Genomic DNA, 6,932 nt, shown 5'->3' with positions numbered 1-6,932 from the left:
AGCTCCGGCCAGTAGTCCACCTCCTCAAAGGGCAGGTGCTCCACCGGCGCGCCGGTGATAATCAGGCCGTCAAAGGTGCGGTCCTTTACCTCGGGAAAGGTCTTGTAAAAGGACAGCATATGCTCCTGAGAAGTGTTGCGGGAAGTGTGCCCGGCGGGAGCGATAAGCTCCAGGTCGATCTGAAGGGGCGTGTTGCCCAGAACCCGGGCCAGCTGGGTCTCCGTGTCCGCCTTGGTGGGCATCAGATTCAACAGCAGGATCTGAAGGGGACGGATATCCTGAGTGACAGCCCGGGTCTCTGTCATGACAAAGATATTCTCCGCCGTCAGCGTCTTGGTGGCGGGGAGCTGATTTGGAATTTTAATGGGCATCAGTCAACAGCCTCCAATGCCTGGTTGATGTCGTCGATGAGGTCTTCCTTGCTCTCCAGGCCGCAGGAGATGCGGATGAGACCCGCAGGAACACCGGCGGCCAGCAGCTGCTCGTCGGTCATCTGGCGGTGGGTGGAGGCGGCGGGGTTGAGGCAGCAGGTCCGGGCGTCGGCCACGTGGGTCTCGATGGCCGCCAGCTTCAGGCGGCTCATAAAGGTGCCGGCGGCCTCCCGGCCGCCCTTCAGCTCGAAGGACACCACGCCGCAGGAGCCGTGGGGCAGATACTTCTTTGCAAGATGGTGGTATTTGTCCCCAGGCAGGCCGCAGTAGCTGACACTGGCCACCTTTGGGTGCGCCGCCAGAAACTCTGCCACGGCTTGGCCGTTCTCGCGGTGGCGGGCCATGCGCACGTGAAGGCTCTCCAGCCCGAGATTCAGATAAAAGGCGCTCTGGGGGGAGGGGGTGCAGCCCAGATCCCGCATGAGCTGGGCCGTGCACTTGGTGATAAAGGCCCCCTCTTTTCCGAACTTTTCGGCGTAGGTGATGCCGTGGTAGCTCTCATCCGGCGTGCAGAGGCCGGGGAACTTCTCCGCGTGGGCCATCCAATCGAATTTTCCGGAGTCCACAATGGCCCCGCCTACCGCGGCACCGTGGCCGTCCATGTACTTGGTGGTGGAGTGGGTGACAATATCCGCGCCCCAGTCAAAGGGGCGGCAGCCGATGGGGGTGGCAAAGGTATTGTCCACCACCAGAGGCACGCCATGGATGTGGGCGGCGGCGGCAAATTTCTCAATGTCCAGTACCGTCAGGGCGGGGTTGGCGATGGTCTCGCCGAAGACGGCCTTGGTATTGGGCCGGAAAGCGGCGTTCAGCTCCTCCGGCGAGCAGTCCGGGGAGACAAAGGTTACCTCTACCCCCATCTTCGCCATGGTGACAGAGATCAGGTTGAATGTGCCGCCGTAGATGGTGGAGGAGGAGACAATGTGGTCCCCGCAGGAGGCCAGATTGAACAGGGCAAAGAAGTTGGCCGCCTGGCCGGAAGAGGTGAGCATGGCCGCCGTCCCCCCCTCCAGGGCGGCGATTTTAGCCGCCACGTGGTCACAGGTGGGGTTTTGCAGGCGGGAGTAAAAATAACCGCTGGCCTCCAGATCAAAAAGCCTGCCCATATCCTCGGAGGTGGCATATTTGAAGGTTGTAGACTGGATGATGGGGATCTGCCGGGGCTCGCCGCTGCCGGGGGCATATCCCCCCTGGACACAGATGGTCTCTGGACGGTAATTGCTCATAGAAATCGCGCTCCTTTCCGGTTTGCATGGGACGAAAAAACAGCTTTCGCCCCAAAGAAGTTCTCTTTGAGACGAAAGCCCAGAGATGCGCTGAAACAATCAACGAGCGCGTCTTGGCAAAAAATTTTTGCCAAGACGCGTATGGGGATCATTTCAGTGCTTCCCGCACTTCCGCGGTACCACTCAAATTGCGCCGGCCTCACGGCCTGACGCCCCTCAGGGCCCAACAGCCCTTTTGCCTTAACGCGGCCTCACGAAACGCCCTACATTGTCGAACGTCCGGCTCAGGAGCCATAGGACCTGAGGACAATTCCCGCCGGCTCGCACCGCCCGCCGGCTCTCTGAGGGGCTGCGTCCCCGTCCCTCTCCATCATCGCTTTGAGGAATATTATAAAAAGCGGCGGCGAATTTGTCAACCGCGGATTTTTGCCCTCTTTTCCGGTAAGCCCCGCGCCGTACGACGGTGCAATCTCAAAAAACGCATGATTGCCCCATATGGCGATGACTCGCCGTTTGCCAAGAGAAGTGCGAAAAATTTTATAGATTTTTTTGATAGTGTTTGCAGGAAATATATGGTATTAGGAACAACTATCTTCTTCTGGGTAGGCGACTTGCCCTTGATAATCGCCTTGCGCGTAGGGTCGCGCTCAATCATGCCGTCATCAACCGCATCCAAGATGGCGGCCTTGAGTTGGTGGTGAAAGTCCATCGTGGTCTGCCGCTCATATTGTGCGGCATAGTCATTGAGAAGCTGTTGGTAGGTCATTCGCGTAACCCCGCACAATTTGAGGTTGGGGACGAGCTTTTCGAGCCACGCTTGGGTCATCAGGTATTTATCCATTGTGACTTTGCGGACAGCACCTTCCTTGTAGACCCTTATCCACTGAGCGTAATAGCGATAAAAAAGCTCGTTTTCTGTTATTTCACTTCGCATAGGTTCCCTCCTGAGTGTATATAAAAATACTCACGCTGATGAAGGGTGATAAGGTGGTCAAGGTGGCGGAAGAAAGCAGCAATTTTCTCTTGCTCCCGTTCATCCGTAGATATAAAAATTTCTATCTCGCTCAGCGCTGGAAACTTCAAATTCCAAGTGTCTGATGTGATTCCCTGAGAGTTGATTTGAAAAGTATGTATCATCTCTGGCAGTTTGAAGTGATAAGCCAAACACTGTGAATTGATGCCCGGATTTGACGCAAGTACCGTATATGCCGGACTTACAATGCCCTCATAAGGAGAATATCCACTTGCACCTTGCCACATTCTCATAGAGTTGTAGGCTATGTCTCCAACACAAACTTTCTTGTATTTCGACTTATCCCCGTTTGAATTATCGTGTCTGCCAAGTTCGGCAAACCTCTTAATTCCTTCGTTAATTGTGACGGAAATCAGCTCACCGCCAGGCATACTTTCCACCCGCTCTGAAAACCACTCCCCCAGCTTACGCTGTTCCCAAGAATCCGCAAATCCGGCAAACCGGATGGCCGGTACACGGGCCTTTTTCTGCATATTATTCACCCCCCAGCAGTTTTTTGAACTCCGCAAGGCCCTTCATGTCAAACTCGCTGCCCGTCAGATTGTCCAGAAGCGCAATCAGAGAGCGTTCAGTATCGGCAATTTCCTCCTCGACCTCGGCAAAGGTCGTTTCATATTTCTTGCAGATGGCCTCCAGCTTGCCAATGAAGTCCGCCATAACCGCATCAGGCAGAGAGCGGATTCTGTCCACAATGGGAGTGATCCACTTTTTCCGCAGAAGTTCCAACACATCATCATCAGAAAGCCCTTCAATCGTGGTTTTCGTTTTCAGATGAAGCTCAGCGGAATCAGTTTTGATTGTCCGCCGGAGTGCCTTTTCCTCGGTGATGAGCGCATCCCAGCTATGGTGCAGAACAGATCGAAAAGCTGGAAGAAGCAACCGGATTGTCCAGAGATTATATTGCCGAGCGGGGCGAATACGCCGCCCACAGCAGTTGGCTGGCCAGTGCTTTCTCAGACCGGGATTGCAACGGGCATTCCGTTTAAGATGATTTGTGGTGTGTTCAGCGGCAGGTTATTCTGGAACTGGCAGGAAACGGTCCATGCGTAATAGCGGGCCGCTGTGCTGATTATATCCTGCAAGAAACAGCGGAGTGCTGGGGATTGACGTGTGTGATGAGTTTATCGCCAAGCTTCCCCAGGGGTATCAGACCGTGATCGGGGAGAACGGCTCTACCCTCTCCGGGGGGTGAACGGCAGCGCATCTCCATCGCCCGTGCGCTTTTGAAGGACGCTCCCATCATCCTGCCGGACGAGGCCACCGTCTCTCTGGACGCGGAGAATGAAACGGAGATTCAGCAGACAATCTCCCGGCTGGTGGAGCAAAAGACGGTGCTGATCACCGCCCATCACATGAGGACGGTGGAGAACACCAACAAGATCGTGGTGCTGTCCGGCGGCACGGTGGCCGAGACGGGCACACCGGCAGAGCTGATGAAACAGAACGGGGCCTTTGCCCGGATGGTGCAATTGCAAACCGAGAGTCAGAATTGGGTATTGTGATATAATGTAACTGGATATAAAAAGCTGGGAGATAAAAGCAGTTGATTTATCTCCCAGCTTTCCATTTTGCTAAATTTACCCTTGACAAAAGCTCTCTGAGGACAATGTATCCGGGAAACTTTCAGACGGGCGTTTTTCCAAGCTGTCCAAGTCCTATGAGGCCGAACAGCGCACGCTGACGAAAAAGGCCAAGGCCATCCATGCCGAATTGGACAAGGAACAGGCCCAGGCCGTGAACATAGCGCAGTTTATCGCCCTGGTGAAGAAGTACAGCGAGGTTGACACGCTCACCCCGGCTATTGTGAATGAGTTTTATTGAGCCTATCAACGTACACGCCCCGGACAAGTCCAGCGGCCACCGCTCCCGGCAGGTCGATATCGTTTATAACTTTATTGGTATTCTTCCCACTCTCCAGGCAAAGAAAGAAGTGGCGTAGCCTCCCGACTACGCCACTTCTTCAAAGATGAAAGCACTTCCTTATGAGGCCCGCCCAATTGCTCCGGGACCTTTTTTACATTGGGATTGCGCCTCAGCCCTCGTACATGGCCTTGAGCTTCAGCAGGTGCTCGTACCGGTCCATAGCGGCCTTCTCGTTACGCTGGAACAGCTCGTTGGCCCGGTCGGGGAACTCGCGGGTCAGACGGCTGTAACGGGCCTCGTTCATCAGGAACTCCTGATAGCCGCCCTTGGGCTCCTTGGAGTCCAGGGTGAACTTGGCGCCCTCAGCGGCCGGATTGAAGCGGAACAGGTTCCAGTAGCCGCACTCCACAGCCTTCTTCATCTCGGACTGGCAGTTCATCATGCCGCCCTTGATGCTGTGCATCTCGCAGGGGGAGTAGCCGATAACCAGGGACGGGCCGGGATAGGCCTCGGCCTCCTGGATGGCCTTGAGGGTTTGGGCGGGGTTGGCGCCCATGGCCACCTGGGCCACGTAGATATAGCCATAGCTCATGGCGATCTCCGCCAGGGACTTCTTCTTGATCTCCTTACCGGCGGCGGCAAACTGGGCCACCTGGCCGATGTTGGAGGCCTTGGAGGCCTGGCCGCCGGTGTTGGAGTAGACCTCGGTATCGAAGACGAAGATGTTCACGTCGTTGCCGGAAGCCAGGACGTGATCCACACCGCCGAAGCCGATGTCGTAGGCCCAACCGTCGCCGCCGAAGATCCACACAGACTTCTTGGCCAAGTACTCTTTGTCCTTCAAAATCTCAGCAACCAGCTTGCAGGCGTCGCAGTCGCAGAACTTGGCGCCGCTGGCCTTCAGCTCCTTGGCGTGGGCCTGGAACTTGGGCAGCTGATCGCCGAAGACCTTGGCGGCGTCGGGGCTGGAGGTGAAGGCGACGATGCTGTCGACAGACATAATGCTCTCTTCCAGCAGCTTGACATACTCCTTGGCGGCCTCGCCGTTAGCGGCGCTGTCCTCCATGGTGTCCAGCCACTTCTGAGCGGCATCCTTCAGGGGCTGGTAGGTGTGGGGCACCGCGATCAGGTCACGGGTCCGGTCCGCCAGCCGGTCGCGGATGGCCTTCTGGCCCAGATACATACCCAGACCGTGCTCGGCGTTGTCCTCGAACAGGGAGTTGGACCAGGCGGGGCCGTGGCCGTCCGCGTTGGTGCAGTAGGGAGAGGTGGCCGCGGGACCGCCCCAGATGGAGGAGCAGCCGGTGGCGTTGGAGATATACATCCGGTCGCCGAAGAGCTGGGTGATCAGGCGGGCATAGCTGGTCTCGGCGCAGCCGGCGCAGGAGCCGGAGAACTCAAGCAGGGGCTTGCGGAACTGGCTGCCCTTGACAGTGGCGTCCTGCAGATCCGCCTTCTCCTCGACCTTGGATACGCAGTAGTTGAAGACATCCTGCTGGGCCGCTTCCTGCTCCTGGGGTACCATGGCCAGGGCGCTCACCGGGCACACGCCCACGCAGACGCCGCAGCCCATGCAGTCCAGAGGAGACACGGCCATGGTGTACTTGTACACGCCCTTGCCCTTGCCGGCCTTGACGTCCACAATCTTGGCGGCGTCGGGGGCGTTCTTGGCCTCCTCCTCGCTGAGAGCGAAGGGACGGATGGTGGCATGGGGGCAGACATAGGCACAGTTGTTGCACTGGATGCACTTGGTGGAGTCCCAGTTGGGGACGGTGACGGCCACGCCGCGCTTCTCATAGGCGGCGGCGCCCAGCTCGAACTGGCCGTCCACATGCTTGACGAAGGCGGAGACGGGCAGGCTGTCGCCGTCCATCTTGCCGACGGGGTTGAGGATGGTCCTGACCTGCTCCACAAGCTCCGGGCGCCCCTCCAGAACGGTGGTGTCGGGGGTATCCTGAGCGGTGGCCCAGTCGGCGGGAACCTCGAACTTCTTGTAGGCGGTGGCGCCGGCGTCAATGGCCTTGTGGTTCATATCCACCACGTCCTGGCCCTTCTTCAGGTAGGAGTGGGTGGCGGCGTCCTTCATGTAGCCGATGGCCTCGCTCTCGGGCATGACCTTGGCCAGGGAGAAGAACGCGGACTGAAGAATGGTGTTGGTGCGCTTGCCCATGCCGATCTCCTTGGCCAGGTCGATGGCGTTGATGGTGTAGACCTGGATGTTGTTCTCGGCGATATAGCGCTTGGCCACGGCAGGCATGTGCTTGTTGACCTCCTCATCGCTCCACTGGCAGTTGATGAGGAAGGTGCCGCCGGGCTTCACATCGCGGACCATGGGGAAGGCCTTGATGATATAGGCGGGCACGTGGCAGGCCACGAAGT

7 protein-coding genes and 2 pseudogenes are annotated in these 6,932 nt (G+C 57.6%); 3 read left to right on the top strand and 6 right to left on the bottom strand.

Annotation, left to right across the window (positions count from 1 at the left end; genetic code table 11):
* The 5 genes and pseudogenes from QZ326_RS10285 to QZ326_RS10265 all read right to left on the bottom strand — a co-directional run.
* Positions 1-371 (bottom strand): homoserine O-succinyltransferase (locus QZ326_RS10285; protein WP_295744865.1); only part of this gene is annotated, 371 nt, incomplete at its 3' end.
* On the bottom strand, positions 371-1,657 hold the full coding sequence (locus QZ326_RS10280) for an O-acetylhomoserine aminocarboxypropyltransferase/cysteine synthase family protein (RefSeq protein ID WP_295744863.1): 1,287 nt from the start codon (positions 1,655-1,657) through the stop codon (positions 371-373). The genes QZ326_RS10285 and QZ326_RS10280, both read right to left, overlap by 1 nt.
* Positions 1,658-2,261: 604 nt before the next feature.
* A pseudogene (locus QZ326_RS10275) lies at positions 2,262-2,591 on the bottom strand (site-specific integrase); the annotation flags it as partial.
* Entirely contained in the window at positions 2,576-3,163 is a 588-nt protein-coding gene (locus QZ326_RS10270) for a restriction endonuclease subunit S (protein ID WP_295744861.1), read from the bottom strand. The gene QZ326_RS10270 and the pseudogene QZ326_RS10275, both read right to left, overlap by 16 nt.
* A 1-nt stretch (position 3,164) precedes the next feature.
* Positions 3,165-3,419 carry a hypothetical protein gene (locus QZ326_RS10265; protein ID WP_295744859.1) on the bottom strand — a complete coding sequence of 85 codons (255 nt, stop codon included), beginning with the start codon at positions 3,417-3,419 and terminating at the stop codon, positions 3,165-3,167.
* Between the two features lie 382 nt (positions 3,420-3,801).
* Here QZ326_RS10265 and QZ326_RS10260 point away from each other — a divergent pair.
* From QZ326_RS10260 to QZ326_RS13440, 3 genes and pseudogenes are all read left to right on the top strand, one after another.
* A pseudogene (locus QZ326_RS10260) lies at positions 3,802-4,192 on the top strand (ATP-binding cassette domain-containing protein); the annotation flags it as partial.
* A gap of 208 nt (positions 4,193-4,400) precedes the next feature.
* The gene (locus QZ326_RS10255) at positions 4,401-4,511 is read left to right on the top strand and encodes a DUF4368 domain-containing protein (RefSeq protein WP_295744857.1); all 111 of its coding nucleotides are present in this window, start codon (positions 4,401-4,403) and stop codon (positions 4,509-4,511) included.
* Positions 4,498-4,629: a DUF4368 domain-containing protein gene (locus tag QZ326_RS13440; protein WP_365329033.1), complete on the top strand. Its 132-nt coding sequence runs from the start codon at positions 4,498-4,500 to the stop codon at positions 4,627-4,629. The genes QZ326_RS10255 and QZ326_RS13440 overlap by 14 nt, the downstream gene beginning before the upstream one ends.
* A gap of 93 nt (positions 4,630-4,722) precedes the next feature.
* Here QZ326_RS13440 and QZ326_RS10250 read toward each other — a convergent pair.
* Positions 4,723-6,932 (bottom strand): 2-oxoacid:acceptor oxidoreductase family protein (locus QZ326_RS10250; RefSeq protein WP_295744855.1); only part of this gene is annotated, 2,210 nt, incomplete at its 5' end.

It is taken from the genome of uncultured Oscillibacter sp., assembly GCF_910587525.1.
Lineage (GTDB): Bacteria > Bacillota > Clostridia > Oscillospirales > Oscillospiraceae > Oscillibacter.
This window is presented reverse-complemented; position numbering and strand designations above follow the sequence as displayed.

What these genes read in the sequence shown, in the direction of transcription:
- QZ326_RS10280 (WP_295744863.1), bottom strand. Translation starts at nt 1,657, where the DNA reads ATGAGCAATTACCGTCCAGAGACCATCTGTGTCCAGGGGGGATATGCC.
- QZ326_RS10270 (WP_295744861.1), bottom strand. Translation starts at nt 3,163, where the DNA reads ATGCAGAAAAAGGCCCGTGTACCGGCCATCCGGTTTGCCGGATTTGCG.
- QZ326_RS13440 (WP_365329033.1), top strand. Translation starts at nt 4,498, where the DNA reads ATGAGTTTTATTGAGCCTATCAACGTACACGCCCCGGACAAGTCCAGC.